1 protein-coding gene is annotated in these 1,850 nt (G+C 44.8%); it reads right to left on the reverse strand.

Features of this window, described 5'->3' with window-relative positions; genetic code table 11:
- The coding region (locus tag GMD4S_RS08490) for an HAD-IC family P-type ATPase (RefSeq protein ID WP_044130071.1) at nt 1–1,726 on the reverse strand (1,726 nt) is incomplete at its 3' end.
- Nucleotides 1,727–1,850: the final 124 nt, after the last annotated feature.

A 1,850-nucleotide genomic window follows, 5' to 3' on the forward strand; every position in this document is an offset into this window, starting at 1 on the left:
GAATCTCAGGAACATCATTAAAGTCAGAGTTCAAGAGAACCAGATTAGCAATCTGACGAGTCGCAGGATCTCCTTCAGCCATAACGATCGAACAATCTGCTTCGCGGAGAGCTAGGATATCATTGACACCATCCCCTGTCATTGCCGTTGTATGCCCTGCTTTTTTCAGCGTTTGGATGATGAGTTTCTTTTGATGAGGGGAAACACGACCGAAAATAGCTGTCTCTTCAGCCATGGCAATCAATTCCTCATCCGTGATTTTTGAGCAATCTACATAGCTGTGATAGTCTGCAAAACCAGCCTTTTGGGCAATGCTGGAAACCGTGACTGGATTATCACCAGAGATAATCTTGAGGCCTACTTCCTGGGAACGAAGATAGTCTAGTGTCTCAGCTGCTCCTTCTCGAATCGGATCCAAGATTTCCAGCAAGGCCAGGGCCTGAATATCAGATGGTTTCTGTGGTTTGTGGTGGTCTAGTTTTTCCTGACTAAGGGCTAATACCAAGACACGTGAACCTCTCTCTAGAGCCTCTCTGGCTTCAGGGACTTCATTGTCCAACAACATCTCGGGCGCTCCTAAGAAAACAGTTCCCAAATCTTCCAACTCCATAGCTCCCCACTTACGGTCGCTTGAGAAAGGAAGATTCGAAAGCATAGGATAGGAAACCTGACCTTGGAAACGCTGGCGAATGGCTTGGGCTGTTGGATTTTTATCCTCACTATGAGCTATGTAGCTGGTCAGAATGTTAGTAATAGCCTCATCATCATAAGTTTCCGTCAGAGGAAGAACCGCCTCCACCTGCATCTTTCCTTGGGTGATGGTGCCCGTTTTGTCCAGACAGAGCATATCCACGCGCGCCAAGGTCTCGACAGAGTACATCTCCTGCACCAAGACCTTTTTCAAGCCCAGCTTAATCACCGCAGTCAAGAGCGAAGTAATGGTCAAAAGGGCGATTCCCTTAGGCAACATTCCCAAAAGGGCTGTTGACGAATTTACAACGGATGACTTGAGGGGCAAGCCTTTTAACATCAAGGCTTCTAACAAGAGAGCTAGACCAAAGGGAATGATAATTTTCCCAGTAAAACCAGCTAGCTTGTCTAGCGATTTCATGATACGGGAGTTGATTGGTTTCACTGTCTTAGCTTCCAGCATGAGTTTGGCAGCATAGTTTTCTGCCCCGACATGGTGGACTTGAGCCAAAACTGCGCCACTGGCTAGGAAACTCCCTGATAAAAGCAAGACATCCACTTCTTTTTGCACCAAATCACTCTCACCCGTCAACATAGCTTCATTGACTTCCGCAAATCCTTCCAGAACCAGAGCATCACTAGGAATCTGCTCTCCAGCAGACAAACGAATGACATCTCCTAGAACCAACTCTTCTGGATCGAGAGCAACTTCTTGACCATCACGAATGGTTTTGACCTTTTCCTTGGTCATGAGATTGAGCTTGTCCACCATGTGTTTGGCCCGTAGCTCAGTCACAATCCCAGAAAAAGCGTTAAAGCAGATAACGGCAAAGAAAACCAGATTGCTCCAAGCCTGCACAAAGGCCAGCGCTAGAGCAATAACAAAGTTTAATGCGTTAAAAAGTGTAAAAACATTTCGTTTGATGATTTGCCAAGTACTGGTACTGGCCGAAGCGGTAAAGTCATTGACCAAACCTTGAGCCTGTCTTTCCTTGACTTCTCTTTGGGTTAATCCCATTATCTTATTTTTATCCATAAACTCTATCATATCATTTTTTTTAAAAGAATTCTAATCCCATCTAAAACTGTTAGCTGATAACTGAAAAAGTTTGCCAGCAGTCTTTTGATAAGGTATAATAATAAAAGCAATACAATCGAAG

The sequence above is a fragment of the Streptococcus sp. GMD4S genome (assembly GCF_000296955.1).